Here is a 23,647-nt window from a genome sequence, read left to right as displayed (position 1 = left end):
GAACCGAAGCGTACGTGAGTGAGAATCAGAACCTCCTCGCGGAGCAGCGGCGCGCCCTGATCCTGGACGAGGTGCGGCGGCGCGGCGGCGTCCGGGTGAACGAGCTGACCCGCAAGCTCGGCGTGTCGGACATGACCGTGCGCCGTGATCTGGACGCGCTCGCACGGCAGGGCGTACTGGAGAAGGTGCACGGCGGCGCGGTCCCGGTGGTCGAGGCGAGCACGCACGAGCCGGGCTTCGAGGCCAAGTCGGGCCTGGAGCTGACGGCCAAGGAGGACATCGCGCGGACCGCGGCGCAGCTGGTGGCGCCGGGCAGCGCGATCGCATTGTCGGGCGGTACGACGACGTACGCGCTGGCACACCATCTGCTCGACGTGCCGGACCTGACGGTGGTCACCAACTCGGTGCGGGTGGCCGATGTCTTCCATGCCGCGCAGCGCACCTCGGGCCCGCGGCAGGGCGCGGCGACGGTCGTGCTGACCGGAGGGGTGCGCACGCCGTCGGACTCGCTCGTGGGCCCGGTGGCCGACCAGGCGATCGCGGCGCTCCACTTCGACGTGCTGTTCCTCGGGGTGCACGGGATATCGGTGGAGGCCGGCCTGTCGACGCCGAACCTCGCGGAGGCCGAGACCAATCGGCGTCTCGTGCAGTCGGCGCGGCGGGTCGTGGTGGTCGCGGACCACACGAAGTGGGGGACGGTGGGCCTGAGTTCGTTCGCCGCGCTGGAGCAGGTCGACACGCTGGTGACGGACGCCGGACTGCCCGCGGAGGCGCGCGACGAGGTGGCGGAGCATCTGCGCCGGCTCGTGGTGGCGGGCGAGCCCGACGAGGGCGTTGAGGACTGACGGGCGTCGACCCTCGGCGAGGCAGACAGCTGACGATGCGTCAGCTAGGGTGAGGTTGCCCGGTCAACGTCCGCCTCGCTGATGGAGGTTGTCGTCCATGGCTCGCCGTCTGCGCCCGGTGGGGCTCGACTTCGTCGGCTCCGCGCCGGTACGTCTCGTCTTCGCGCGGGAGATCTCCGCGCCGCCCGAGGCGGTCTTCGCCGCGCTCGCCGAGGATGTGCCGGGCTGGGTGGACTGGTTCTCGGCGGTGACGCTGGCCCGGCCCACCGCGGACGGCGCCGGGCGCGAGATCCGGCTCAGAGGCGGCACACGGTTCCAGGAGACGATCCTCGCCGCGAAGGGGCCGGAGGTGTACGCCTATCGCGTCGACGAGACCAACGCGCCGGGGGCACGTGCCCTGGTCGAGGAGTGGCGGCTGACGCCGGCCGGGACGGGCACGCGCGTGCAGTGGACATTCGCCGCCGACGGGACCGCTCCGTTCCGCACGGTGCTGAGGCTCGCCCGCACGGGCCTGGGCCGGGCGTTCCGGGACGCGGTCACGGCACTGGACCGGCGGCTGGCGGTGCGCTGACGCAAGGCAGCACTGGACCGACGTCCGGCAACGCGCCGACACAAGGCGGCACGGCGCCGGTCGGCTGGGCGACGCGCTGACTCAGGGTGGCACCGGATCGACCCGCTGGTAGCAGCCTTAGTCAGGACGGCGCCGGACCGAGCGGCGGGCGGCACGCTGAGTCAAGGCGGTGTCGGCCGGCTGGGCGGCACGCCGGCTCAGGACGGCCAGATCCCCGTCTCCAGCAGCGACTCGATCGCCGCCGTGTACGGCGCGATGTCCAGGCCCTGCTCGGCCAGCCATACGTCCGAGTAGTACTTGTCGAGATAGCGGTCGCCCGGGTCGCACAGCAGCGTCACCACGCTCCCCCGCCGCCCCTCGGCCACCATCTCGGCGACGATCTTCAGCGCGCTCCACAGCCCGGTCCCGGTCGAGCCGCCCGCCTTGCGGCCGATGGCCTGCTCCAGGGCACGGACGGCCGCCACGCTCGCCGCGTCGGGCACCTTCATCATCCGGTCGATGGCGCCGGGCACGAAGCTCGGTTCCACACGCGGCCGGCCGATGCCCTCGATACGGGAGCCGCGGTCGCAGGTGACGTCCGGATCGCCGGTGGTCCAGCCCTCGAAGAAGCATGAGTTCTCCGGGTCGGCGACACAGATACGGGTGTCGTACTGCATGTAGTGCACATAGCGCGCGAGGGTCGCGGAGGTGCCGCCGGTGCCGGCCGTGGCGACGATCCACGCGGGCTCCGGGAACCGCTCCAACTGGAGCTGGCGGAAGATCGATTCGGCGATGTTGTTGTTGCCGCGCCAGTCCGTGGCCCGTTCGGCGTAGGTGAACTGGTCCATGTAGTGGCCGCCGGTCTCCACCGCGAGGCGCGCGGACTCCTCGTACATCTTGCGCGAGTCGTCCACGAAGTGGCACTGCCCCCCGTGGAACTCGATGAGGCGGCACTTCTCGGCGCTGGTCGTGCGCGGCATGACGGCGATGAAGGGCACACCGATGAGCCCCGCGAAGTACGCCTCGGAGACAGCCGTGGAACCACTGGACGCCTCGATCACCGGACGGCCCGGCCGGATCCAGCCGTTGCACAGGCCGTAGAGGAAGAGCGAGCGGGCGAGCCGGTGCTTGAGGCTGCCGGTCGGGTGGGTGGACTCGTCCTTGAGATACAGGTCGATGCCCCACTTCTCCGCCAGCGGAAAGCGGAGCAGGTGCGTGTCGGCCGAGCGGTTGGCGTCGGCCTGGACCTTGCGCACGGCCTCTTTCAGCCAGCCGCGGTAGGCGGCGTCACTGTGGTCGACGTCGAGGGTCACGCCGGTCGGGGTCTGCTCGGAGGTCTTCACGGCGCTGCTCCTCAGGCTGTCGTCCACGGCGGTTCGCGCGGCCGTCGCACCGATCATAAACACGTTTCGCACGCTTCTCACCTGCATAAACGCAGCTTTGAGCACCTCAAAGGCCACGCTGGGGGTGGCACGGGGGGGCGCATTCGCGCGAGTGCCGCAAGCGCCCATGCCGACCGTGACGTGCGCACTGGTGCTCTGCGTCGGGTGCGGGCAGACTGCACCGGACGGGAGGCGGGCCCGGGCAGGACGCCGGTCCGGAACGGGACTCGGGCCCCGTATGAGGACGCACACTGGATCACGACACGAGCCGGCCACGGCCCCTGCGGGATCGCGGCCGGCACCGATGCGCACGAGGGGGCGGGACGGCATGGCGGAGCCGGAGTTCACGGCCACGGGCGTGCGGATCGGGAAGCGGCTGCGCTCGCTCACCCGGGCCGGACAGGTCCGGATCAGCGGCGGCAGGCTGGAACTGCTCACCAGTTACGGCAGCGAGATCGACAGCGCGCCGGTCCAGGCGGTGCGCGCGTCCCGGCCCTGGTTCGCGCCGGAGGACCGGGCACTGGCGGACCTCAACGGCAAGCGGTATCTGCTGACCCTCGGCGACCACGACCCCGCGCCGGGCGAGCCGGGTCCGCCCGCGGCACGCCGGTTCATCGAAGCGGTACACAGGGCTGCGGGGCGTAATCGCTGAGCTACGAAGAGTTGCGGTACGGCGTCCCTTGCGTCACGCTGGTCTCACGTCACTCTGGGTTTACCGGCGATAACGCTGCGAACCAGCCCGCCGGCCATGACAGCAGGCGGCAGTTTCACGCACGCATCCTGCTGGATCCGTACGTTCGTGTTCTTCCCACCTCACGTCGGGGAGTCGCAGCCGTGATCAGTCACCCAAGCAGACACTGCACGGTGGAGCTCCAAGCCCTGCCGTCGCGGATCGGACAGGTCCGCAGAATCGTATCGGCACAGTTGCGCTACTGGCATCTGGACACCCTGATCGACCGGGCCGCGCTCGGTGTGACCGAGTTGCTGACCAACGTCCACCAGCATGCGCAGCCCGACAAGATGTGCACCGTGGAGATCGAGCTGCTGCTCGACCGGCTCATGGTCTCGGTGCACGACCACGACCCGCGGCTTCCCGAGGTCGGCGACGCGGACTCGCTCGCGACGTGTGGGCGGGGGCTGGCGATGGTGGCCGCCGTCAGCGAGAGCTGGGGGGTCAGGCCGGACGGGGAGTCGGGCAAGGTCGTGTGGTTCACGCTGCCGACGTCTGCGGGGGCGCGGGTGGAGGCGGGGGCGGGGATGGCTCGTCCGCCGCGGCGGGTGGTGCGGGAGACGGCGGGGGCTGTTCCTGCAGAGGTTGAGCGGACGGTGGACGCGGGCGTTTGATGGGCTGGGGGCGGCTCGGCGGGCTGGGAGGGCTCTGTGCCGTTGTGGGGACGGCGATTGGCTGTGGCCGTCGCGCGCTGTGTTGAATTGCTCGGTCGCCTCCGGGAGCGCTGAATGCCGGTGTCGAGACCCCGAACGTGCTCAGCGCTTCGCGCATCCGCGCGTTCGGGGTCTCGACACCGGCGCGCTCCCTACGGCTCCCTCGCGGCCGGCGCGTCGGACCAGTGGCAGTTGGTGGGCCCTTGCCGTTGGTTGGTGGTGCGGGCCCACCGGCGTTTAGATGTGCTGGGTGCTCTTGCCGTTACTCGGTGGCTATTGCCCTCAGTACGTCCAGGCGGGCTGCTCGGCGTGCCGGGCGTAGGCCTGCCAGGGCTCCCGCCGCGAGACCCACCAGGGCCACCACCGCCAGTTGCAGAGGCGGCAGTGCGAAGGCGAAGGCACTGTCGCTTGCGCCGTCGGAGGCCTTGACCAGGACCCAGCCCAGGAAGGCGCCCAGGGTGAGGCCGCCGACCGTGCCGAAGGCGGCGACGAGGATCGACTCCCAGCGGACCATGGCGCGCAGTTGGGGGCGGGTCTGGCCGACGGCACGGAGGAGGCCCAGTTCGCGGGTGCGTTCGTGGATCGCCAGGGTGAGGGTGTTGGCAATGCCGAGGAGCGCGATGAGGACCGCCAGGGCGAGCAGGGCGTAGACGAGGGTGAGCATCATGTCGATGCCGCCTGCCGCGGACTGCGCGTACTCGTCACGGGTCTGGACTTCCGGGTTGCCGTACTGGTCGGCCACCTTCTGCACCGCGGCCTTGCCCGCGTCCATGCTCACGCCGTCCTTGAAGGAGACGGCGACGAGAGTGTCGGCGTCCTGGGTGCGGTGCGGGGACCAGGCAGCGCGGGTGATGACGTAGTCGCCCGCTATTTCGGACTGGCCATAGACCGCGCGGACGGTGAAGGTCTCCTTCTTGCCGTCGGTGAAGGTGAGTTGCGCCTTGTCGCCGGTCGTGAGGTTCTGCTTGTCGGCCTCGCTGCGGGTGAGGGCGATGCCGTCGGTGCCGAGGTCGCGGAGGGAGCCGTCGACCTTGCCGAGGTCGAAGGTGCGCTCCAGGGCGATCGGGTCGGTGACGGTCAATGCCCGTCCCTTGCCGTCGACTTCGGCGACGCCACGGCCGAGTCCTACGGCCGTGTCGACCTCGGGAAGGTCCTGGACGGCTCCGGCGAGACGGGGGCTCAGTCCGCTGCCGCCCGCCCCGAGGGACGGGGTGCTCACGGCGATGTCGCCGGCGAAGGACCGTGACACGGTCTGGTCCATGGTCGCCTTCAGGGAGGCGCCGAACACCGTGAACAGCGAGACCACCGCCACGCCGATCATCAGGGCACTGGCGGTCGCGGCCGTCCGCTTGGGGCTGCGCAGGGCGTTGCGCCGGGCGAGCCCGCCGGTGACGCCGCGCAGGCGGTCGAGCGGTCCGCCGAGGATGCGTACAGCCGTGGAGGAGGCGACCGGGCCGAGGACCACGAAGGAGACCAGGGCCAGGACGGCGCCGGTGGCGGCCAGCCAGATGGACGGGGTCATCAGGACGCCGGTGAGCGTCACCGCGACGGCCAGGGCGGCGAGGCCCGAGCCGAGGACGGCGCGGAGGCGGGAGGCGTCCGAGTGGTCGACGGAGGTCTCGCGCAGCGCGGCCAGCGGTGCCGTGTGGCCGGCGCGTACCGCGGGCAGCAGGGCGGAGCCCAGGCAGACCACGATGCCCACCGCGAGCGGCAGCAGCATGGACAGCGCGCTGATGACCAAGTCGCCCTCGGGGAACGGGAATCCGATCGCCGGGAACAGCGCCTGCAGTGCGGCCGCGATGCCGATTCCGCCCGCAAGACCTGCCAGCGAAGCGGTCACGGCCACCACGCTCGCCTCGACCAGGGTCGAGGCGGTCACCTGGCGGCGGGAGGCGCCGAGCGCGCGCAACAGGGCGTTCTCGCGGGTGCGTTGGGCCACGACGATCGCGAAGGTGTTGTGGATGGAGAAGGTCGCGACGAGCAGGGCGATGCCGGAGAACACCAGGAGGAGGGTGGTGAAGATGGACAGGAACTGGCTGGAGATCATCTCCGTGTTCTCCTCGGCCGACTCCTGGCCGGTGATGGCCTCGACTCCGCTGGGCAGTACGGGAGTCAGGCGGTCCACCAGCTCCCGCTCGCTCACGCCGGGGCCGGCTCGCACCAGGATGCTCGACGCCTCACCGGGCCTGGCCGTGAGGTACTTCTCGGCGTCGGCGCGCGTCATGCCGGTGTAGGTCACCTGCGCCATGCCGTCCTCGCCGCCGAAGGTCGCGAGGCCGACGATCGTCACCTGTACGGGGTCGGGTGTGCGCAGGACCGTCGTGTCGCCGATCTTCAGGTCGCCGCGCTCGGCGGCGCCGCGGTTGACGACGACCTCGCCGGACTTCTCCGGGGCGCGGCCTTCGGCGAGTTCGTACGAGTTGAGGTCCGGGTCGGTGATCCAGTTCCCGGCGAGGGTGGGCGGGCCCGCGCCTCCGACGGGGTCGCCGTCCTTGCCTACGAGTTGGCCGGCGCCCTGGATGTCGGGGACGGCCGCCGCCACGCCCGGCACCCGCTCGACACTGTCCACCAGGTCGGCGGCGACCGGCTCCCGCACGCCCTCGCTCTCGCCGGGTGTGGTGATGGCGTCGGCGCTGCGGACCACGGCGTCGGTGCCGCTCGTCGCGTTGCCGAACATCGTGTCGAAGCTGGCGCGCAGCGTGTCGCCCATGACGAGCGTCCCGGCCAGGAAGGCAACGCCGAGGAACACCGCGAGGAACGTCCCGGCGAAGCGGCGCTTGTGGGCGCGCAGGGAGGACACGCTCAGGCGTACTGAGGCGTTCATGAGGGCACCTCGAAGGCTTTCAGTCGGTCCAGGATCTTGTCGGCGGTCGGCGATTCCATACGGTCGACCAGGCGTCCGTCGGCGAGGAAGACGACCTCGTCGGCGTGGGCTGCGGCGGCCGGATCGTGGGTGACCATGACGACCGTGCGGCCCGTCTGCCGTACAGTGCGGCCGAGCAGGCCCAGGACCTCCTCGCCGGAGCGGGAGTCGAGGTTGCCGGTCGGTTCGTCGGCGAAGACGACGTCCGGTTGTCCGGCGAACGCCCGGGCCACGGCGACACGTTGCTGCTGGCCGCCGGAGAGCTCGGAGGGCCGGTGGTGCAGCCGGTCGCGCAGGCCGACGACGTCGATCAGCGCGTCGATCCACTCCGGGTCGCCCTTGGTGCCCGCCAGGTCCAGCGGCAGCCTGATGTTCTCGGCCACGGTGAGCGTCGGCACCAGGTTGAACGCCTGGAACACGAAGCCCACGCGGTCGCGGCGCAGGAGAGTGAGGCGGCGGTCGTCGAGGGAGCCCAGCTCGGTGTCGCCGATGAAGGCGGCTCCGGAGGTGAGGGTGTCGAGGCCGGCCGCGCAGTGCATGAGGGTGGACTTGCCGGAGCCCGAGGGGCCCATGATCGCGGTGAAGCGGCCGGCCGGGAAGCCGACGCTCACGCCGTCCAGGGCGCGTACGGCGGTGTCGCCACCGCCGTACACCTTCACCGCGTCGACGACTCGTGCGGCCGTGCGCACTTCGGTCGTGACCGTCATGCCGCACCGCCCTTGTCCGCGTGGCGGCCGAACTGCTCGTCCAGGACGGAGAGCCGGCGCCAGTACTCGTCCTCGTCGATCTCGCCGGAGGCGAAGCGCCGGCCGAGCATGGCGATCGGCGAGTCGCCGGACGGGCGGTGGTCGTCCATCGGGCGCCACGGTCCGCGTCGGCCTCGCCAGACGGTGCGGCGCAGGAGCGTGACGGCGCCGACGACGACGGCCGCCCAGATCAGCGGGAAGAACAGGATCCACGGGCCGGGTCCGCCGTCCCAGTTCGCCAGGGTCTGCATCTCGGTTCATCTCCCTAGAGGGGTCTTCCGGTGATGTCTCGAGACTGGCTCCGGGGAGGGGTCCGGGTCGTCGTACGGCCAGCGGCAGTGCACGTACCTCCCCGGGAGTACGGGGGCTCTCTCGTGCTGCTCCCCCACACGCCTCGACTCTGTAACTACTAGTATGTACAGTGGGTGCATGAGCACCCCGGAGCGACTGATCGAGTCCACCCGCGAGCTGCTGTGGGAGCGCGGTTATGTGGGCACCAGCCCCAAGGCGATCCTGGAGCGCGCGGGCGCCGGACAGGGCAGCATGTACCACCACTTCAAGGGGAAGCCGGACCTCGCGCTGGCCGCGATCCGGCGGACGGCCGAGGAGATGCGGGCTACCGCCGAGGGAGTACTCGGCGGGCAGGGGACGCCGTACGAGCGGATCGAGGCGTATCTGCGGCGCGAGCGCGATGTGCTGCGCGGCTGCCCGATCGGCCGGCTGACGATGGATCCGGACGTCATGGCCGACGCCGAGCTGCGCGCGCCGGTCGACCAGACGCTCGACTGGCTCCGTGAGCGGATCGCCGGGATCGTCGAAGAGGGCCAGGAACAGGGCCAGTTCGCGCCCTCGCTGGACGGCGAGGAGATCGCGGCGGCCGTCGTCGCGACCGTTCAGGGTGGTTACGTCCTGGCCCGCGCGTCCGGGTCGCCCGCGGCGTTCGACGCGGGCGTACGAGGGCTGTTGTCGCTGCTCGCGCGCGACGAGACCCGCTGAGGAGACGTCGATGCACGCGATGCAGTACGAGTTCACCCTGCCCGCCGACTACGACATGGGCGTCATCCGCTCCCGGGTAGCCCGCGTCGGGCATCTGCTCGACGACTGGGCGGGCCTCGGCATCAAGGCCTACCTGATGCGCGAGCGGGGGGTGCACGGTTCGCCGGTCAACCAGTACGGGCCGTTCTATCTGTGGAACACCCTGCGGGGCATGAACAGCTTCCTGTGGGGTGGCGCCTTCCAGGGGCCGGTCGACGACTTCGGCCGGCCACGGGTCCACCAATGGACCGGGCTCGCCTACGAGGAGGGCGGTGCCGCCGGCTCCCCCGCCGTGTCCGCCGTGCGGCGGCGCCGAACGGTGCCGGACGGTGTGGAGTTGGCCGCGTTCATGGCGGACGCGGTGGGCGAGACCGAGCGGTTGGCCGGTCAGGACGGCGCGGTCCTGGCAGCGGCCGTTGTCGACACGCGCGCGTGGGAGCTCGTCCACTTCTCGCTCTGGGAGCACGACACGCCGAAGGCCGAGGGCGAGGTCTACGAGGTGCTGCATCTGTCGGCGCCTGGACGGGGCGAGTTGCCGCGGGGGCGGCAGTGGTGACCGCGGTTCGTACGGTTCTCGGGGATGTGCGCCCGGAGGAGCTTGGGGTCGTCGACGCGCACGATCACCTGTTTCTGCACAGCCCGCAGTTGCCCGGCCAGGAGCTGAACGACGCCTCGGCCGCGCGGGCCGAGTTGGAGGCGTTCCGCGCGATCGGTGGATCGGCCGTCGTGCAGTGGACGCCGTACGGCATGGGGCGGCGGGCCGCCGATCTGCCCTCGCTCTCCCGCGAGTCGGGGGTGCATGTCGTCGCCGCGACCGGGCTGCACCAGGCCGTCCACTACGACGACAGGACGCTCGCCGAGTTGCGCGGAAGACTCGCCGACGTCTTCGTGGCCGAACTGACGGAGGGCATCGGGACGTCGGGCGTGCGCGCCGGGTTCATCAAGGTCGCGGGCGGGTTTCACGCGCTGGATGCGCACACCCGCTGGGCGATGGGCGCGGCGGCCGAGGCGCATCATGCGACCGGTGCGGCCATCGCCGTGCATCTGGAGCTGGGCACGGGGGCGCTCGACGTACTGGACCTGCTGTGCGGCGAGTTGGCGGTGCCGCCGGGGCGGGTGGTTCTCGGCCATCTCAACCGCTCCCCCGACCTCGTCGTGCACCGCGAGGCAGCGTCCGCCGGCTGCTACCTCGCCTTTGACGGGCCGTCACGCGCCCACCACACCACGGACTGGCACATGCCGGACGCCGTACGGGCTCTCGCCGACGCCGGCTTCGGCGACCGCGTTCTCCTCGGCGGCGACACGACGACGGCCGCCGCCCGCTCGGTCAACGGCGGCCCCGGTATGCCGTATCTGCTGCGCCGCGTGCGGCAGCGGCTGGAAGTCGCGCTGGGCGCCGAGTTGGTGGGCCGGATCCTGACGGACAACCCGGCCCGCGCCTTCGCCCGGCCATCATCGAAGGAGTACCGCTGACATGCCCCTCGTCCGCATCGACGCCCTCGGCGCCGACCCCGACCGCCTCGACGCGCTCGGCCGCGCCGTGCATGACGCCCTCGTGGAGACCATCGGCATCCCGTCCGACGACCGTTTCCAGGTCCTGGTCGGCCATGACGGGACCACGAGCACACTGCGCTACGGCGACTATCTCGGCGTCCATCGCGACGACGGCATCGTCTACGTCGCCATCACACTGCGCGCCGGACGCACACCCGCGCAGAAGCAGGCACTGTACCGGCGGATCGCCGAACTCGCCCACGCCTACGCGGGCACCGAGCCGCGGAACGTGTTCGTCACCCTGACCGAGAACGCGTCGATCGACTGGTCGCTGGGGCACGGGGTGGCGCAGTACGCCGAACAGGACTAGGCCACAGCGATGTCCACCGACGGCCGGAGCTTCGCCGCCGCGGCCAGGGCCTCGTGGACGGGGTGGGTGTCGAAGGCCGTCAACAGGGCCGTATCCGACGGGAGTTGCGCGGCCGGGTAGGCGATCTGCTCGTAGGCGGCCTGGAAGCGTGGGCCCCAGCGCCGGGCGCCGAGTCGGGCCGTGCGGGAGCAGTTGTCGACCATGTGGGCGACGTCCCTGGCGTGCATGTACGGGAGCAGCGAGTCGACGGCCTCGATGACCGACTCGTTGACGATCTCGGACCAGGGGTGGCCGCGCTCGGCGAACTCGTCGATCTGCGCGGTCATGGTGGCGACGAAGACGCCGGCGGTGAACGGGTCCACGGGCAGGCCGCGTTCGGCCCGCCGGGGCCGCACCCGCTCCCCCGCCGCCCACATCGGCGAGCCGCCGATCTCGCTCATCGGGCGGGCGCCGAGCCGCCGTTCGGCCAGGATCACGCTGCGCAGCTCGGTGCCGTCGGCGACCTCGTCGTAGATCTCCGCGATGACCTCGCGGGCCGGTGCGTACGTCGCCGTGTACGCGCGGTCGAAGACATCCCGTCCGGTCGCGTCCAGCCCCTCGCGCACCGCGCGCAGCCCGGCGCGTGAAATCGTGCGGGCAATCGGGCCGGTGACGTTCTCGCAGGACCGTTCGTACGCCGTCACCTCGTCGTCCCCGGCGAGGCGGCAGCGGGTGTAGAGGCTCTCGACGATGCCGTGGACGGCGCCTAGGAGGATGGCGCGTTCGCCGACGATGTCGGAGAGGTACTCGCTGTCCAGGGTGGTGCGGAAGGTGTACGGCGAGCCGAGCGCCACGGCCCAGCCGAGCGCGAGGTCCGTGGCCCGTCCGTCGGGGTCGGCGTGCACGGCGAAACTGCTGTTGATCCCGGCGCCGTTGATCTCCGCGCCCTGCTGGTACAGGCGCCGCACGGAGTCGCCCATGCCCTTGGGGCACACGGCGATCACCGGGTGTCCGGGCGGGAAGTCGCCGCCGGTTGCGCGGAGGTGGCCGAGGAGGAAGCCGTGCGAGAGGCCGATCGCGGCGCCCGGCTGCAACGCGCTGAAGATCTCCGGGTGATGGGCGGCGAGCGCGGCGTCCGCGATCAGCAGGATCACCAGATCGCTGTCGGCGGTGACCGCGAGCCAGTCGCCGAGCGTGCCGTCGTCCTCGGTGAAGCCGTGAGCGCGGGCGTCGGCGGCCGAGCGGGAGCCGGGGCGCAGTCCCACGGCGACCCGGATGTCCGTACCGGCCAGCGAGTCCCTCAGGTTGAGGGCCTGGGCGCGGCCCTGCGGGCCCCAGCCGATGACGCCGATGCGGCGCACGTCCGCGAAGGCCTGCGGCAGCAGCGGGAAGAGGTGCCGGCCGCCGCGCAGGATGGTCTCCGTGCCGCTGGGGACGTCCATGGTTTCGAGTGGGAAGACGCGGGAGGTGTACGTGGTCGAGGTCATGGAGGAGTTGTAGGCTCACGGCGAGCGTTGCGGCAAGCGCAACTTGTGCAGCGCCGTGTTGCGTGAAGCGAAAGGTCCAGGTGGCGGGGTGCGGGACGACCATCGGGAGCTGCGGCTCTTCCTGCATCTGGCGCAGACGCTGAACTTCGGCCGGACGAGCCTCGACTGCCATGTCAGTCCGGCGACGCTGACACGGACCGTGCAGCGGCTGGAGGCCGATCTCGGGCACCGGCTGTTCGACCGGGGGCCGCGCGGGGTGGCGCTGACGGCGGAGGGGCACCGGTTCCGTGAATACGCCCTCCAAGCGCTGGAGTTGTGGCGCTCCTACCGGGAGGAGCATCCCGACCCGGCCGAACTGACCGGCCGCCTGGCCGTGTTCGCCACGGTGACCGCTTGCCAGGCACTGCTGCCCGATCTGTTGGCGCCCTTCCGTGCGGCCCACCCTCAGGTGCGGCTCGATCTGCGGACCGGTGACGCGGCCGCCGCGCTGGCCCGGCTCGACGAGGGCGAGGTGGACGTGGCGGTCGCGGGGATTCCGGCCAGGCTGCCGGAGCCGCTGGTGAGCCGGACGGTCGCGGTGACCGAGCTGGTCCTGGTCACCGCGCGGGACCGACCGGACCCGGGGCTCGACGGGCCCTTCGTCCTGCCCCACAGAGGGCTGGTCCGCGAGGCCGCCGACCGCTGGTTCCGCGCCCGTGGGACGACACCCGACGTGGCCTGTGAACCCGATGGACACGAGGGGCTGCTGACGCTGGTCGCCCTGGGCTGCGGCACGGGCGTGGTCCCCCGTCTCGTACTGGAGCACAGTGCGGTGCGCGAGCGGCTGTCGTGCTGCCCGCTGATCCGCCGCCGGAGCCGTTCCCGATCGGGTTGTGCGTGCGGCGGGCGGATCTGCGGCGGCCGTTGGTGGCGGCCTTGTGGAGCCTGACGGATTGAGCGGTCGGCCGATGTGGCCTACCAGGGAATCGGACCGTCCACGTCGAAGTAGCCGCCGGTCGGACCGTCCGGGCCCACCTGCGCCATGCGGACGATGATCTCGGCGCCCTGCTCGGCGGTCTGGGTGCCGGTGCGCCCGTTGAGGTCCGTCGAGGTGAAGCCGGGTTCGACGGCGTTGATCCGCATGGTCGGGAAGGCCTTCGCGTACTGCACGGTGATCATGTTGACGGCCGTCTTCGAGGTCGGGTAGGCGACGGCCTGGTAGAAGTGGGCCGGTGCGTCCGGGTCGGAGAGCCGGGACAGTGAGGCCAGGCCGCTGCTGAGGTTCACCACGACGGGGGCCGCGGACCGCTGGAGCAGCGGCAGGAAGGCGTGGATGACGCGGACGACGCCGAAGACGTTCGTCTCGAACACCGTTCGCATCTCGTCGGCGGTGGTGTCCGCGGCGGCGGGGATGCTGTTGTTCTCGCCCCGCACTTCGATGCCGGCGTTGTTGACCAGTACGTCGAGCCCGCCCTCGGCCTCGATGGTCTTCGCGGCGGCCTGGACGGAGGCGTCGTCGGTGACGTCGAGCTGGACGAACCGGGCGCCGAGCTGTTCGGCGGCGCGGCGGCCCCGCTCGGCGTCCCGGGCGCCGACGTAGACGGTGTGACCTGCTGCGACGAGCCGGCGGGCGGTCTCGAAGCCCAGTCCCTTGTTCGCTCCGGTGATGAGTGTTGTGGTCATGGCTCCACCTTCCCGCTCGACCGGGTGGACAGCCAGCGGACCCTTCTTCCTGGGACTCCCAGTACCAGGCACCGTCGCGGCCGGCGCGGTTGACTGGGGACATGACGACGACGGAACTCGGGCGGGCCCTGCGGCGCTGGCGGGACCGGGTCGCCCCGGAGACCGCCGGGCTGCCGGCCGGTGGTCAGCGGCGCGCGGCCGGGCTGCGTCGCGAGGAACTGGCCCTGCTGGCGGGGATCTCGGTCGACTACGTCACCCGCCTCGAACAGGGGCGGGCGGTCAACCCGTCCGGACAGATCGTCGAAGCCCTGGCCCGGGCGCTGCGGCTGACGGGGGACGAGCGGACGTACCTGTTCCGGCTGGCCGGGCTGGTGCCTCCGGGTCCCGAAACCGTGCCCGCCTACATCACGCCGAGCGTCCAGCGGCTGCTGGACCGGCTGGTGGACACCCCTGTCGGCGTCTCCGACGCGGCCATGACGCTGCTGATGGCCAACCCGATGTACGCGGCGCTGATGGGCGATCCCTCCGGTTGGCGCGGCTTCGAACGCAACGGGGTGTGGCGCAACTTCCTCGGCGCTCCCACCCGGGTCCGGCACACCCCGGACGAGCGGCGCGCGTTCGAGATCGGCATGGTCGCCGAACTGCGGGCGACGGCTGCCCGGTATCCCGCCGACCGTCAACTGCGGCGACTGATCGCGGAGTTGCGTGCGGGCAGCGAGAGGTTCGCCGAGCTGTGGGACGCGGGTGTCGTCGGCCGGCTCGAGGCATCGCGCAAGACGATCGAGCATCCTCAGGTGGGCCTGCTGACGCTGGACTGCGATCTGCTCCGGGTCGAGGGCAACGATCTGCACATCCTCGTGTACTCGGCCGAACCGGGCACCGAGGCCGCCGAGAAGCTGGAGCTGCTCTCCGTCCTCGGCACCCAGTCACTCGTGGGCTAGAGGTACCCGGTCACGCGTGGGCCAGGGCCCCCAGCGGATCGTCCAGCACCGGCTGCCACGCCAGCTCCGCCGCACCGACCAGGCTGTTGTGGTCGAGGGTGCACGCCAGGATCGGGACGCTGCCGCTCTGCCCCCACAGACTGCGGTCGGCGACGACGGCTCGCAGCCGCTCCGGGTCGGCGTCGAGCAGGGTGCGGTGCAGTCCGCCCAGGATGATGCGGTCCGGGTTGAGGATGTTCACCAGGCCCGCGAGACCGAGGCCGAGCCGGTCGATCAGCTCCTCTGTGGCCCTGCGGACGGACAGGTCGTCGTACCGGTTGCGGATCAGGTCGTCGGACTGCTGCACCAGCGACACCTCGGGGCCGGGTTCGCGTCCCGCCGCGGTGAGGAAGGCCAGCGGGTCGGCCTCGACGTCGAGACAGCCGCGGCTGCCGCAGTGGCAGGGGCGGCCCTCCGGGTTGACGGTGAGGTGGCCGACCTCCAGGGCGAGGCCCGAACTGCCCGTATGCAGGCGCCCGTCGAGGACGAGCGCGCCGCCGACGCCCCGGTGCCCGGTGGCCACGCACAGCAGGTCGCGGGCGCCGCGGCCCGCGCCGTGCCGGTGTTCGGCGAGCGCGGCGAGGTTGACGTCGTTGCCCGCGAACGCCGGTCCGGTGATCCCTGCGGCGCGTACGCACTCCGCGAAGATCCGGCGGACGGGCGCGCCCACGGGCCAGGCCAGGTGCAGCGGGTTCAGGGCCAGACCGTCCGGTTCGGCGACCGCGGACGGCACGGCGAGCCCGGCCCCCACGCAGCGCCGCCCGGTCGTGCGCAGCAGGTCGGCGCCCGCCTCCACCACGGATCCGAGGACCTTCGCGGGGTCGGCGTCGACGGTCTCGCAGCCCGGCGCGGTGGCGACGATCCGGCCGCCGAGCCCGACCAGTGCCGCCCGGAATCCGTCGGCGTGCACCTGTGCGGCGAGGACGACGGGCCCGTCCTCGGCGACGGACAGCCGGTGCGAGGGCCGCCCCTGCGAACCGGCCGCGGCGCCGGGCCGGGCGTCGACCCGGATCAGCCCCAGCGCCTCCAGCTCGGCGGCCACCGCGCCCGCCGTCGCCCGGGTCACCCCCAGCTCCGCGGTGAGCACGGCCCGGGTCGGCGCCCGCCCGGTGTGCACCAGCTCCAGCGCGGGCCCGAGCGCACCGCGCCCCCGGTCCAACCGCGTCCTCGAGGTGGTCCCTTCCCCCGCCGGCCGGGGGTCCGCCTTCCCGCTCATGACGGCGAGTCTCCCATGATCCGCAGGTCGAGCGGGCTACAGGCCGCTGACTCTGAGCGTGACGTTCAACCGCCCGGTCAGCCCCAACTCGGGCGGTGCCGTGCCCGGGAACACCCGAGGCACCCCGTGGTAGGCGAGCCGGGACGGTCCCCCGAACACGAACAGATCCCCACTGCGCAGTTCGACGTCCGTGTACGGCCGGGCCCGGGTCTCGGTGTTGCCGAAGCGGAACACGCAGGTGTCGCCGAGACTGAACGACACCACCGGCGCGTCGGATTTCTCGTCGCTGTCGCGGTGCATGCCCATGCGGGCGTCGGCGTCGTAGAAGTTGATCAGTGCAATGTCACACACCACAGTCGGTTCGCCCAAGGCGTCCCGCACCGCCCGCCGCCCCCACTCGCCCAGCCACTCCGGGAACGGCTTCACGGGCGCACCGTCCCCGTCGACGACCGTGCGGGCATAGCCGTACGGATACCAGTGCCAGCCCAGGCAGACCTGCCGGGCGGTCATCGTGCCGCCGCCGGGTGTGCGGACCGTGCGGAGACCGGCGGGCGGACGGGCCCACTCGCGGCAGGCCTCCAGCAGCTCGCGCTGGCGCTCCGCGTCCAGCCAGTCCGGCACGTGCACCGCGCCGGGCGCGACCTCCGTACGGCCCCTGGGGAACAGCTCGGCGTCCATGCGTCCATCCTGCCGGAGCGCTCCGCGGGAGTGCGTGACAGGCCGTCTTTCGCCTGCGGGCGCGTTGTGGCTGGTCGCGCAGTTCCCCGCGCCCCTTCGGGGCGCTGCCCAACCGCAGCTCACTTCACCAGGGCGCTTAGTCTGGTCGCACGATGAACGACCGTATGACGACGCCCTGGGGCGAGCTCGCGCTGGCCCGATTCCCCGAGGACCCGCGCGAGAGGCTGCGCGCGTGGGATGCCTCCGACGACTATCTGGTGAGGCATCTCGCGGACGAGGAGGTCCCGCTGTCCGGCACGGTCGTGGTTCTCGGCGACCGCTGGGGCGCCCTGGTCACGGCGCTCGCGGCGCATCGGCCGGTGCAGATCACGGACTCGTATCTGGGCCAGGAGGCGACCCGCGCGAACCTCGCGCGCAACGACGTCGAGCCGGGCGCGGTCACCCTCCTCACCACCCAGGATCCGGCGCCCGCCCGGGTCGACGTCCTCCTCGTCCGGGTGCCGAAGAGCCTGGCGCTCCTGGAGGACCAGCTGCTGCGGCTGGCGCCCGCGGTGCATGAGGGCACGGTCGTCGTCGGTACCGGCATGGTGAAGGAGATCCACACCTCCACGCTGAGGCTGTTCGAGCGGATCCTCGGTGCGACCCGCACCTCGCTGGCGGAGAAGAAGGCCCGGCTCATCTTCTGCACACCCAAGGCCGCCCAGGAGCCGCCCGCCAACCCCTGGCCGCACACCTACACGCTCCCCGACGACATCGGCCCGGCCTCCGGCGCCACCGTCGTCAACCACGCCGGCGTGTTCTGCGCCGAACGGCTCGACATCGGCACGCGCTTCTTCCTGAAGCATCTGCCGTACGACGCCGGTAGGGCACGCGTGGTCGATCTGGGCTGCGGCAACGGTGTCGTCGGTACGGCGATCGCGCTGGCCGATCCCGAGGCAGAGGTGCTGTTCACGGACGAGTCGTTCCAGGCCGTGGCCTCGGCGGAGGCGACGTACAAGGCGAACGGCGTGCCGGGGCATGCCGAGTTCCGGGTCGGGGACGGGCTGGTGGGGGTGCCCGCAGGCAGCGTCGACCTCGTGCTCAACAATCCGCCGTTCCACTCCCACCAGGCGACGACCGACGCGACGGCATGGCGGATGTTCAGCGAGGCGTGGCGCGCGCTGCGGCCCGGGGGTGAGCTGTGGGTGATCGGCAATCGGCACCTGGGCTACCACCTGAAGCTGCGGCGGTTGTTCGGCAACAGTGAACTGGTCGCCAGCGACCCGAAGTTCGTGGTGCTGCGAACCGTCAAGGAGTAGACGCCGTGGGTGGGTCCGACGATTCGGTGCGGGACTTCTACGACGAGTTGGCCCCCGACTACCACCTGATCTTCCCGGACTGGGACGCGAGCATGGCGCGGCAGGGGACGGTGCTGGACGAGCTGATCCGGCCGCGTCCGGGAGCCGGACCGCGCAGGGTCCTCGACTGCTCCTGCGGAATCGGTACCCAGGCGATCGGGCTGGCGCGGCTGGGCCATCAGGTCGTCGGCAGCGACCTGAGTCCCGTGGCGGCCGCACGCGCGGTCGCCGCAGCCGCCGCTCGTGGCGTACGCCTTCCGGTGGCCGTCGCGGACATGCGGCGGCTGCCGTTCACGCCGTCCGCGTTCGACGTCGTCGTCTGTGCGGACAACGCGTTGCCGCATCTGCTGTCGGCGCGGGACGTCGAGGCGGCGCTGACGGGCATCCGCCGGGTGCTGCGTGCGGACGGGTTGCTGGTGCTCACCGTCCGGGACTACGACGAGGCCCGGCGGACCAAGCCCACAGCGACCCCTCCCCAGGTCTCGCACACCGGGGACGGTGAGGTGATCACCTTTCAGCTGTGGCACTGGCACGAGGACGGCGAGCGCTACGACCTGGAACACTTCCAGCTCGTCCCGGCAGGCGACGGCTGGAGCGTGCGCGTGCGTCGAACCACCTACTGGGCGCTGACCCGCGGGCAGTTGACCGACCTGCTGACCACGTCCGGTTTCACGGACGTCACGTGGCACGCTTCGTTCTACCAGCCGCTGCTCACCGCCCGCCCAGCACCCGGATGATCTCCGCGACCGTCCGTACCATCGCCTCCCGCCCCACACTCAGGTACTTCCGCGAGTCGACGGCCTCGGGGTGGGCGGCCAGGTACTCCCGTATCGCGCCGGTCATGGCGAGGTTGAGGGCGGTGCCGATGTTCACCTTGGCGATGCCGCCCGCGACGGCCGCGGTGAGTTCGGGGTCGGGTACGCCGCTGGAACCGTGCAGGACCAGCGGGACGTCCAGGACGGCGGCGAGGCGTTTGAGAAGGGCGTGGTCGAGGGTGGCCGTGCGGGTCGTCATGGCGTGCGAGGTGCCGATGGCCACCGCGAGGGCGTCGACTCCCGAGTCGGTGACGAAGGCACGGGCCCGAGCGGGGTCGGTACGAGCGCCGGGGGCGTGGGCGTCGAGCGGCGGCGCTCCGTCCTTGCCGCCCACCTCTCCCAACTCGGCCTCGATCCACAGCCCTTGGGCGTGCGCCCAGTCGACGGCGGCCCTGGTCGCCGCCAAGTTCTCCTCGTACGGCAGCCGCGACGCGTCGTACATCACGGAGCTGAAGCCGGCGCCCGGCGCCTGCCGCAGCAGGTCGTCGCTCTGGACGTGATCGAGGTGCAACGCGACGGGTACGGCGGCGCGTTCGGCGGCGGCGACGGCGGCGCGGGCGAGGGGAAGCAGGCGGCCGTAGCGGAACTTGACCGCGTTCTCGCTGATTTGGAGGACGACGGGAGCGTCCACGGATTCCGCGCCGGCGATGACGGCCTCGACGTGTTCCAGCGTGATGATGTTGAAGGCGGCGACCGCGGAGTGGGCTGCGGCGGCCCGGGGGACGAGTTCGCCGGTGGTGGTGAGGGGCACGGGTACGTCCCTTCAGTCGGCGAGGATCACCGAGCGGGTGAGGTGTCGGGGCCGGTCCGGGTCGAGGCCGCGCGCCGCGGCGACGGCGACCGCGAGCCGCTGGGCGCGGACCAGTTCGGCGAGCGGGTCGAGATCTCCGGCCACCCACAATCCGCCGGTGGCCCGCACCTGTCCGGCCAGGCCCTCGGGCGGTTCCCCGAGCATCCAGGTGGCGGTGCCCTGGGTAGTGATGCTGATGGGGCCGTGCCGGTACTCCATAGCCGGATAGGCCTCGGTCCACGCCAAGGAGGCCTCGCGCATCTTCAGTCCAGCCTCGTTGGCCAGTCCCACGGTCCAGCCGCGGCCCAGGAAGGTGAACTGCGTGCAGTCGACGAGCCCTTCGGGCAGCGGGGTGGCGAGCGCGGTGCGGGCGTCGGCCACGACGGAGTCGGTGTGCAGGCCCAGGTGGGCGCGGAACAGGGTCAGCGCGGTGGTCGCGAACCGGGTCTGCACGACGGACCGTTCGTCCGCGAAGTCCAGGACTGCGACGTCGTCGGCGGCCGTCATGACGGGCGTGCCGGGGTCGGCGGTGACGGCGGTCGTGCGCGTGCGGCCTCTCAACTGCCCGAGCAGTTCCAGGACTTCGGTCGTGGTGCCGGAGCGGGTGAGGGCGACCACACGGTCGTACGAGCGGCCGTACGGGAACTCCGAGGCGGCGAACGCGTCCGTCTCGCCCTGTCCCGCGCCTTCCCGTAGCGCCGCCGCCGCCTGCGCCATGAAGTACGACGTGCCGCACCCGACGATCGCGACCCGCTCACCCGGCGCCGGAAGCACTCCGCCGTGCCGGCCGGCCTCCGCCGCGGCCCGCGTCCAGCACTCGGGCTGGCTGGTCAGCTCGTCCTCGACATGGGTCATGCAGTACCCCTCCCGCACTTTGATTGTTCTTGCAAGATATAGCCAGTTTTCGAGCACAATCAAGCAATCCCGCGAGATGGGCGTGCGCTAAGGTCGCCGGAAGATCGAGGGACGGAGGGTGCGGATGTCGCGGGACGCCCGCTGGAAGGCGCTGCTGGAGCTGCTCGTCGAGCGCGGCCGGCTGGAGGTCGAAGAGGCGGCGGCCGAGCTGGCGGTGTCGGCGGCGACGATCCGGCGCGACTTCGACCAGCTGGCCGAGCAGCAGATGCTCGTACGCACCCGGGGTGGCGCGGTCGTACACGGCGTGTCGTACGAACTTCCGCTGCGCTACAAGACCGCCCGGCACGCCTCCGAGAAGCAGCGGATCGCCAAGGCGGTCGCCGATCTCGTCGCGCCGGGTGAGGCGGTCGGGCTGACCGGCGGCACGACCACCACGGAGGTGGCCCGCGCGCTGGCCGTACGCAGCGATCTCGCGTCCGGCTCCCCCGCGCTGACCGTCGTCACCAACGCCCTCAACATCGCCAACGAGCTGGCCGTCCGGCCCCAGTTCAAGATCGTGGTGACCGGCGGGGTCGCGCGGGCGCAGTCGTACGAGCTCATCGGGCCGCTCGCTGACGGAGTCCTCAGCCAGATCACGATCGATGTGGCCGTGCTCGGCGTCGTCTCCTTCGACGTCACCCACGGCGCCGCGGCGCACGACGAGGCGGAGGCCGCGATCAACCGGCTGCTGTGCGAGCGGGCCGAGCGCGTGGTCGTCGCCGCCGACTCCAGCAAGCTGGGGCGCCGGGCATTCGCCCGGATCTGCGCCGCCGACGCGGTGGACACGCTGGTCACGGACACGGCGGCCGGGCCGGAGACGGTGCAGCGGTTCGAGGAGGCCGGAATCCAGGTGATCGCCGTCTGACGCCGTGGCCGATTGTGCCGCCGGGACGCACCGGACGGACCTCAGCGGCCTGAACCAACCCCGGTGCGGTATCGCGCCCCGTAAGGGGCGCGGGGAACTGCGCGACCAGCCCTCACCGGCCTGTGGCTTTGTCACCGCGCCTCCAGCGAAACGCCTAGGCTGACTGTGACGCGGTGCGAGCCGGGCCAGGGAGGCTGCGGTACGGGGCCGGGCCAGGGAGGCTGTGATGGACGGGACACCGAGCGATCAGGGCGTACCGGGGGCTTCGCGGTATCTGCCGATCGCCGAGCACGGGCTGATCGGCGATCTGCGCAGCGTCGCCCTGGTGGGGACCGACGGGACCATCGACTGGTACTGCTGCCCGTCCTTCGACGCACCCAGCATCTTCGCGGCGATCCTGGACACGGAGCGGGGCGGCGCCTTCGAGCTCGCCGCCTCGGTGCCGGCCCGGACCAAGCAGTTCTACTTCCCGGACACGAACGTCCTGATCACCAGGTTCTTCACCGAGGAAGGCGTCGGTGAGGTGCAGGACTTCATGCCGATCGGCCACGAGGCCGAGGAGGTCGCCCGGCACCGGCTGATCCGACGGGTGTTGTGCGTACGCGGCTCCATCCCGTTCCGCGCACGGGTGGCGCCCCGCTTCGACTACGGCCGCGTCCCGCACACCGTGCGCATGGAGGGCGACGTGGCGGTGTTCGCCTCCGACGGCCTGTCGCTGGGGCTGACCGCGACCGTGCCGCTGGAAGCCGAAGGCCTGGACGCGCGCGCCGACTTCAAGCTCGCCGAGGGCGAGTCGGCGGTGTTCGCGCTGGACCAGGTCGGCGGCACCGTGCATCCGCGCGGGTGCGCGCGCACCGAGGCTGAGAGCCAGTTCGACGTCACGGTGGCCTACTGGCGGCGCTGGCTTTCCCAGTCCCAGTACCGGGGCCGCTGGCGGGAGATGGTGCACCGCTCCGCGCTCACCCTGAAGCTGCTCACCTATGCGCCGACCGGGGCGATCGTGGCCGCGCCGACGACGAGCCTGCCCGAGCAGATCGGCGGCGAACGCAACTGGGACTACCGGTATGTGTGGGTGCGCGACGCCGCCTTCTGCGTGTACGCCCTGCTGCGGCTGGGCTTCACCGGCGAGGCCGAGGCGTTCATGAAGTTCGTGACCCGGCACGTCAGTCCGGGCGACGGCAAACCCTCCGGCCCGCTGCAGATCATGTACGGCATCGACGGGCGCACCGACCTCACCGAGCAGGAACTCGGCCACCTCGAAGGGCACTTGGGGTCCGCGCCGGTGCGGATCGGCAACGGCGCGGCCGAGCAGCTCCAGCTCGACATCTACGGCGCGCTCATCGACTCGATCTACCTCTACGACAAGTGGGCGAAGCCCATCTCCAGCGACCAGTGGGACGACGTGTGCGCCCTGGTGGACTGGGTCTGCGAGAACTGGGACCAGCCCGACGAGGGCATCTGGGAGACCCGCGGCGGCCGCAAGAACTTCCTGTACTCACGCCTGATGTGCTGGGTCGCGATCGAACGGGCCATCCGCATGGCCAACCGGCGCGGTCTGCCCGCCGACCTGGTCCGCTGGCGCGGGCACCGGGACAGGATCTACCGGCGGATCATGAAGCGCGGCTGGTCCGAGACACGGCAGGCGTTCGTGCAGTACGAGGACAGCGACGTACTGGACGCGGCCGTACTGATGATGCCGCTGACGAAGTTCATCGCCCCGACCGACCCGAAGTGGCTGTCCACGCTCGACGCCCTCACCCACGACCTGGTCTCGGACTCCCTCGTCTACCGCTACGACCCGCAGGCCAGCCCGGACGGACTGCGCGGCGACGAGGGCACGTTCTCGATCTGCTCGTTCTGGTACGTCGAGGCCATGGTCCACGCCGGCCGGATCGACGAAGCACGCCTGGCCTTCGAGAAGATGCTCACGTACGCCAACCATCTCGGCCTGTACGCCGAGGAGATCAGCCACACCGGCGAGCAACAGGGCAACTTCCCGCAGGCGTTCACCCACCTCGCGCTGATCAGCGCGGCCTTCAATCTCGACCGCGCTCTCGGCTGACCTCAGCCGTCCATGCGCCGCACCAGGCTCTTGGGGCGCATGTCCGTCCAGTTGGCCTCGATGTGGTCCAGGCACTCCTGCCGGGGTGCCGGACCGTGGACGACACTCCAGCCGGCCGGTACGTCGACGAAGTCGGGCCACAGGCTGTGCTGGCCCTCGTCGTTGACGAGCACGGAGTAGACGCCGTCGGGGTTCTCGAAGGGGTTGGTCATGC

The 23,647-nt window shown here is 71.6% G+C and carries 24 protein-coding genes and 1 pseudogene; 14 read left to right on the top strand and 11 right to left on the bottom strand.

Annotation, left to right across the window (positions count from 1 at the left end):
• The first annotated feature begins 14 nt into the window (after window positions 1–14).
• Both ACTWQO_RS06120 and ACTWQO_RS06115 read left to right on the top strand, forming a co-directional pair.
• Window positions 15–845, top strand: a complete 831-nt coding sequence (locus tag ACTWQO_RS06120; protein WP_443236178.1) for a DeoR/GlpR family DNA-binding transcription regulator — start codon at window positions 15–17, stop codon at window positions 843–845.
• Window positions 846–942: 97 nt separating this feature from the next.
• Window positions 943–1,416, top strand: a complete 474-nt coding sequence (locus ACTWQO_RS06115) for an SRPBCC family protein (protein ID WP_443236177.1) — start codon at window positions 943–945, stop codon at window positions 1,414–1,416.
• A 197-nt stretch (window positions 1,417–1,613) separates the two neighbouring features.
• Here the strand turns inward: ACTWQO_RS06115 and ACTWQO_RS06110 are convergent, their stop codons facing one another.
• The gene (locus tag ACTWQO_RS06110) at window positions 1,614–2,738 is read right to left on the bottom strand and encodes a PLP-dependent cysteine synthase family protein (protein WP_443236239.1); all 1,125 of its coding nucleotides are present in this window, start codon (window positions 2,736–2,738) and stop codon (window positions 1,614–1,616) included.
• Between the two features lie 367 nt (window positions 2,739–3,105).
• On the opposite strand from ACTWQO_RS06110, the gene ACTWQO_RS06105 reads away from it, so the two are divergent.
• Both ACTWQO_RS06105 and ACTWQO_RS06100 read left to right on the top strand, forming a co-directional pair.
• Entirely contained in the window at window positions 3,106–3,429 is a 324-nt protein-coding gene (locus ACTWQO_RS06105; protein ID WP_443236176.1) for a hypothetical protein, read from the top strand.
• Window positions 3,430–3,611: 182 nt separating this feature from the next.
• Entirely contained in the window at window positions 3,612–4,121 is a 510-nt protein-coding gene (locus ACTWQO_RS06100; RefSeq protein ID WP_443236175.1) for an ATP-binding protein, read from the top strand.
• 301 nt (window positions 4,122–4,422) lie between these two features.
• On the opposite strand, the gene ACTWQO_RS06095 is transcribed toward ACTWQO_RS06100, so the two are convergent.
• From ACTWQO_RS06095 to ACTWQO_RS06085, 3 genes are read right to left on the bottom strand one after another with little or no spacing between them, the layout of a single operon-like run.
• Window positions 4,423–6,984 carry an ABC transporter permease gene (locus ACTWQO_RS06095; protein ID WP_443236174.1) on the bottom strand — a complete coding sequence of 854 codons (2,562 nt, stop codon included), beginning with the start codon at window positions 6,982–6,984 and terminating at the stop codon, window positions 4,423–4,425.
• Entirely contained in the window at window positions 6,981–7,730 is a 750-nt protein-coding gene (locus ACTWQO_RS06090; protein ID WP_443236173.1) for an ABC transporter ATP-binding protein, read from the bottom strand. Before ACTWQO_RS06090 ends, ACTWQO_RS06095 begins: the two co-directional genes overlap by 4 nt.
• Window positions 7,727–8,020: an SHOCT domain-containing protein gene (locus tag ACTWQO_RS06085; RefSeq protein WP_443236172.1), complete on the bottom strand. Its 294-nt coding sequence runs from the start codon at window positions 8,018–8,020 to the stop codon at window positions 7,727–7,729. Before ACTWQO_RS06085 ends, ACTWQO_RS06090 begins: the two co-directional genes overlap by 4 nt.
• Window positions 8,021–8,198: 178 nt before the next feature.
• Between ACTWQO_RS06085 and ACTWQO_RS06080 the strand changes: the two genes are divergently transcribed.
• From ACTWQO_RS06080 to ACTWQO_RS06065, 4 genes are read left to right on the top strand one after another with little or no spacing between them, the layout of a single operon-like run.
• A complete protein-coding gene (locus ACTWQO_RS06080) occupies window positions 8,199–8,765 on the top strand; it encodes a TetR/AcrR family transcriptional regulator (RefSeq protein ID WP_443236171.1) in 567 nt (188 codons plus the stop codon).
• A 10-nt stretch (window positions 8,766–8,775) separates the two neighbouring features.
• Window positions 8,776–9,360 (top strand): DUF4865 family protein, encoded by a 585-nt coding sequence (locus ACTWQO_RS06075; protein ID WP_443236170.1) that lies wholly within the window; start codon window positions 8,776–8,778, stop codon window positions 9,358–9,360.
• Entirely contained in the window at window positions 9,357–10,277 is a 921-nt protein-coding gene (locus tag ACTWQO_RS06070; RefSeq protein WP_443236169.1) for a phosphotriesterase family protein, read from the top strand. Before ACTWQO_RS06075 ends, ACTWQO_RS06070 begins: the two co-directional genes overlap by 4 nt.
• Before the next feature lies 1 nt (window position 10,278).
• A complete protein-coding gene (locus ACTWQO_RS06065; RefSeq protein WP_443236168.1) occupies window positions 10,279–10,668 on the top strand; it encodes a tautomerase family protein in 390 nt (129 codons plus the stop codon).
• On the opposite strand, the gene ACTWQO_RS06060 is transcribed toward ACTWQO_RS06065, so the two are convergent.
• Window positions 10,665–12,134, bottom strand: a complete 1,470-nt coding sequence (locus ACTWQO_RS06060; RefSeq protein WP_443236167.1) for a ketol-acid reductoisomerase — start codon at window positions 12,132–12,134, stop codon at window positions 10,665–10,667. The genes ACTWQO_RS06065 and ACTWQO_RS06060 overlap by 4 nt on opposite strands.
• An 88-nt stretch (window positions 12,135–12,222) precedes the next feature.
• Between ACTWQO_RS06060 and ilvY the strand changes: the two are divergent.
• Window positions 12,223–13,070 (top strand): annotated as a pseudogene (gene ilvY, locus ACTWQO_RS06055) (HTH-type transcriptional activator IlvY).
• A gap of 18 nt (window positions 13,071–13,088) precedes the next feature.
• Here the strand turns inward: ilvY and ACTWQO_RS06050 are convergent.
• Window positions 13,089–13,796: an SDR family oxidoreductase gene (locus ACTWQO_RS06050; RefSeq protein WP_443236166.1), complete on the bottom strand. Its 708-nt coding sequence runs from the start codon at window positions 13,794–13,796 to the stop codon at window positions 13,089–13,091.
• 101 nt (window positions 13,797–13,897) lie between these two features.
• On the opposite strand from ACTWQO_RS06050, the gene ACTWQO_RS06045 reads away from it, so the two are divergent.
• The gene (locus ACTWQO_RS06045) at window positions 13,898–14,737 is read left to right on the top strand and encodes a helix-turn-helix transcriptional regulator (protein WP_443236165.1); all 840 of its coding nucleotides are present in this window, start codon (window positions 13,898–13,900) and stop codon (window positions 14,735–14,737) included.
• Window positions 14,738–14,747: 10 nt separating this feature from the next.
• On the opposite strand, the gene ACTWQO_RS06040 is transcribed toward ACTWQO_RS06045, so the two are convergent.
• On the bottom strand, window positions 14,748–15,992 hold the full coding sequence (locus tag ACTWQO_RS06040) for an ROK family protein (RefSeq protein WP_443236164.1): 1,245 nt from the start codon (window positions 15,990–15,992) through the stop codon (window positions 14,748–14,750).
• A gap of 36 nt (window positions 15,993–16,028) precedes the next feature.
• Window positions 16,029–16,670: an alpha-ketoglutarate-dependent dioxygenase AlkB family protein gene (locus ACTWQO_RS06035; RefSeq protein ID WP_443236163.1), complete on the bottom strand. Its 642-nt coding sequence runs from the start codon at window positions 16,668–16,670 to the stop codon at window positions 16,029–16,031.
• A 164-nt stretch (window positions 16,671–16,834) separates the two neighbouring features.
• On the opposite strand from ACTWQO_RS06035, the gene ACTWQO_RS06030 reads away from it, so the two are divergent.
• Together ACTWQO_RS06030 and ACTWQO_RS06025 are read left to right on the top strand one after the other, a co-directional pair.
• The gene (locus ACTWQO_RS06030; protein ID WP_443236238.1) at window positions 16,835–17,968 is read left to right on the top strand and encodes a methyltransferase; all 1,134 of its coding nucleotides are present in this window, start codon (window positions 16,835–16,837) and stop codon (window positions 17,966–17,968) included.
• 5 nt (window positions 17,969–17,973) lie between these two features.
• Entirely contained in the window at window positions 17,974–18,744 is a 771-nt protein-coding gene (locus ACTWQO_RS06025) for a class I SAM-dependent methyltransferase (RefSeq protein ID WP_443236162.1), read from the top strand.
• Here the strand turns inward: ACTWQO_RS06025 and ACTWQO_RS06020 are convergent.
• Complete coding sequence (locus ACTWQO_RS06020; protein ID WP_443236161.1) at window positions 18,719–19,573, bottom strand: class II fructose-bisphosphate aldolase; 855 nt, start codon at window positions 19,571–19,573, stop codon at window positions 18,719–18,721. The two genes, ACTWQO_RS06025 and ACTWQO_RS06020, sit on opposite strands and share 26 nt — an antisense overlap.
• Window positions 19,574–19,585: 12 nt before the next feature.
• Window positions 19,586–20,467, bottom strand: coding sequence for an SIS domain-containing protein (locus ACTWQO_RS06015; protein WP_443236160.1), 882 nt, complete (start codon window positions 20,465–20,467; stop codon window positions 19,586–19,588).
• 124 nt (window positions 20,468–20,591) lie between these two features.
• On the opposite strand from ACTWQO_RS06015, the gene ACTWQO_RS06010 reads away from it, so the two are divergent.
• The gene (locus ACTWQO_RS06010; protein WP_443236159.1) at window positions 20,592–21,371 is read left to right on the top strand and encodes a DeoR/GlpR family DNA-binding transcription regulator; all 780 of its coding nucleotides are present in this window, start codon (window positions 20,592–20,594) and stop codon (window positions 21,369–21,371) included.
• A 226-nt stretch (window positions 21,372–21,597) separates the two neighbouring features.
• Window positions 21,598–23,433, top strand: coding sequence for a glycoside hydrolase family 15 protein (locus ACTWQO_RS06005; RefSeq protein WP_443236158.1), 1,836 nt, complete (start codon window positions 21,598–21,600; stop codon window positions 23,431–23,433).
• 2 nt (window positions 23,434–23,435) lie between these two features.
• Here the strand turns inward: ACTWQO_RS06005 and ACTWQO_RS06000 are convergent, their stop codons facing one another.
• Window positions 23,436–23,645 (bottom strand): MbtH family protein, encoded by a 210-nt coding sequence (locus ACTWQO_RS06000; RefSeq protein ID WP_210571459.1) that lies wholly within the window; start codon window positions 23,643–23,645, stop codon window positions 23,436–23,438.
• Window positions 23,646–23,647: the final 2 nt, after the last annotated feature.

Origin of the sequence: Streptomyces sp. 4N124, from assembly GCF_052245395.1 — a bacterium.
In the GTDB taxonomy this organism is placed as follows: Bacteria; Actinomycetota; Actinomycetes; order Streptomycetales; family Streptomycetaceae; genus Streptomyces.
Note: the sequence above shows the minus strand (reverse complement) of the source record. Positions and strands in the feature narration are given on the sequence as shown.

Excerpts from the sequence above, each read along its gene's own strand:
- ACTWQO_RS06115 (WP_443236177.1), top strand. The coding sequence starts at position 943 with ATGGCTCGCCGTCTGCGCCCGGTGGGGCTCGACTTCGTCGGCTCCGCG.
- ACTWQO_RS06105 (WP_443236176.1), top strand. The coding sequence starts at position 3,106 with ATGGCGGAGCCGGAGTTCACGGCCACGGGCGTGCGGATCGGGAAGCGG.
- ACTWQO_RS06095 (WP_443236174.1), bottom strand. The coding sequence starts at position 6,984 with ATGAACGCCTCAGTACGCCTGAGCGTGTCCTCCCTGCGCGCCCACAAG.
- ACTWQO_RS06090 (WP_443236173.1), bottom strand. The coding sequence starts at position 7,730 with ATGACGGTCACGACCGAAGTGCGCACGGCCGCACGAGTCGTCGACGCG.
- ACTWQO_RS06085 (WP_443236172.1), bottom strand. The coding sequence starts at position 8,020 with ATGCAGACCCTGGCGAACTGGGACGGCGGACCCGGCCCGTGGATCCTG.
- ACTWQO_RS06080 (WP_443236171.1), top strand. The coding sequence starts at position 8,199 with ATGAGCACCCCGGAGCGACTGATCGAGTCCACCCGCGAGCTGCTGTGG.
- ACTWQO_RS06075 (WP_443236170.1), top strand. The coding sequence starts at position 8,776 with ATGCACGCGATGCAGTACGAGTTCACCCTGCCCGCCGACTACGACATG.
- ACTWQO_RS06065 (WP_443236168.1), top strand. The coding sequence starts at position 10,279 with ATGCCCCTCGTCCGCATCGACGCCCTCGGCGCCGACCCCGACCGCCTC.
- ACTWQO_RS06060 (WP_443236167.1), bottom strand. The coding sequence starts at position 12,134 with ATGACCTCGACCACGTACACCTCCCGCGTCTTCCCACTCGAAACCATG.
- ACTWQO_RS06050 (WP_443236166.1), bottom strand. The coding sequence starts at position 13,796 with ATGACCACAACACTCATCACCGGAGCGAACAAGGGACTGGGCTTCGAG.
- ACTWQO_RS06045 (WP_443236165.1), top strand. The coding sequence starts at position 13,898 with ATGACGACGACGGAACTCGGGCGGGCCCTGCGGCGCTGGCGGGACCGG.
- ACTWQO_RS06040 (WP_443236164.1), bottom strand. The coding sequence starts at position 15,992 with ATGAGCGGGAAGGCGGACCCCCGGCCGGCGGGGGAAGGGACCACCTCG.
- ACTWQO_RS06035 (WP_443236163.1), bottom strand. The coding sequence starts at position 16,670 with ATGGACGCCGAGCTGTTCCCCAGGGGCCGTACGGAGGTCGCGCCCGGC.
- ACTWQO_RS06030 (WP_443236238.1), top strand. The coding sequence starts at position 16,835 with ATGACGACGCCCTGGGGCGAGCTCGCGCTGGCCCGATTCCCCGAGGAC.
- ACTWQO_RS06015 (WP_443236160.1), bottom strand. The coding sequence starts at position 20,467 with ATGACCCATGTCGAGGACGAGCTGACCAGCCAGCCCGAGTGCTGGACG.
- ACTWQO_RS06010 (WP_443236159.1), top strand. The coding sequence starts at position 20,592 with ATGTCGCGGGACGCCCGCTGGAAGGCGCTGCTGGAGCTGCTCGTCGAG.
- ACTWQO_RS06005 (WP_443236158.1), top strand. The coding sequence starts at position 21,598 with ATGGACGGGACACCGAGCGATCAGGGCGTACCGGGGGCTTCGCGGTAT.
- ACTWQO_RS06000 (WP_210571459.1), bottom strand. The coding sequence starts at position 23,645 with ATGACCAACCCCTTCGAGAACCCCGACGGCGTCTACTCCGTGCTCGTC.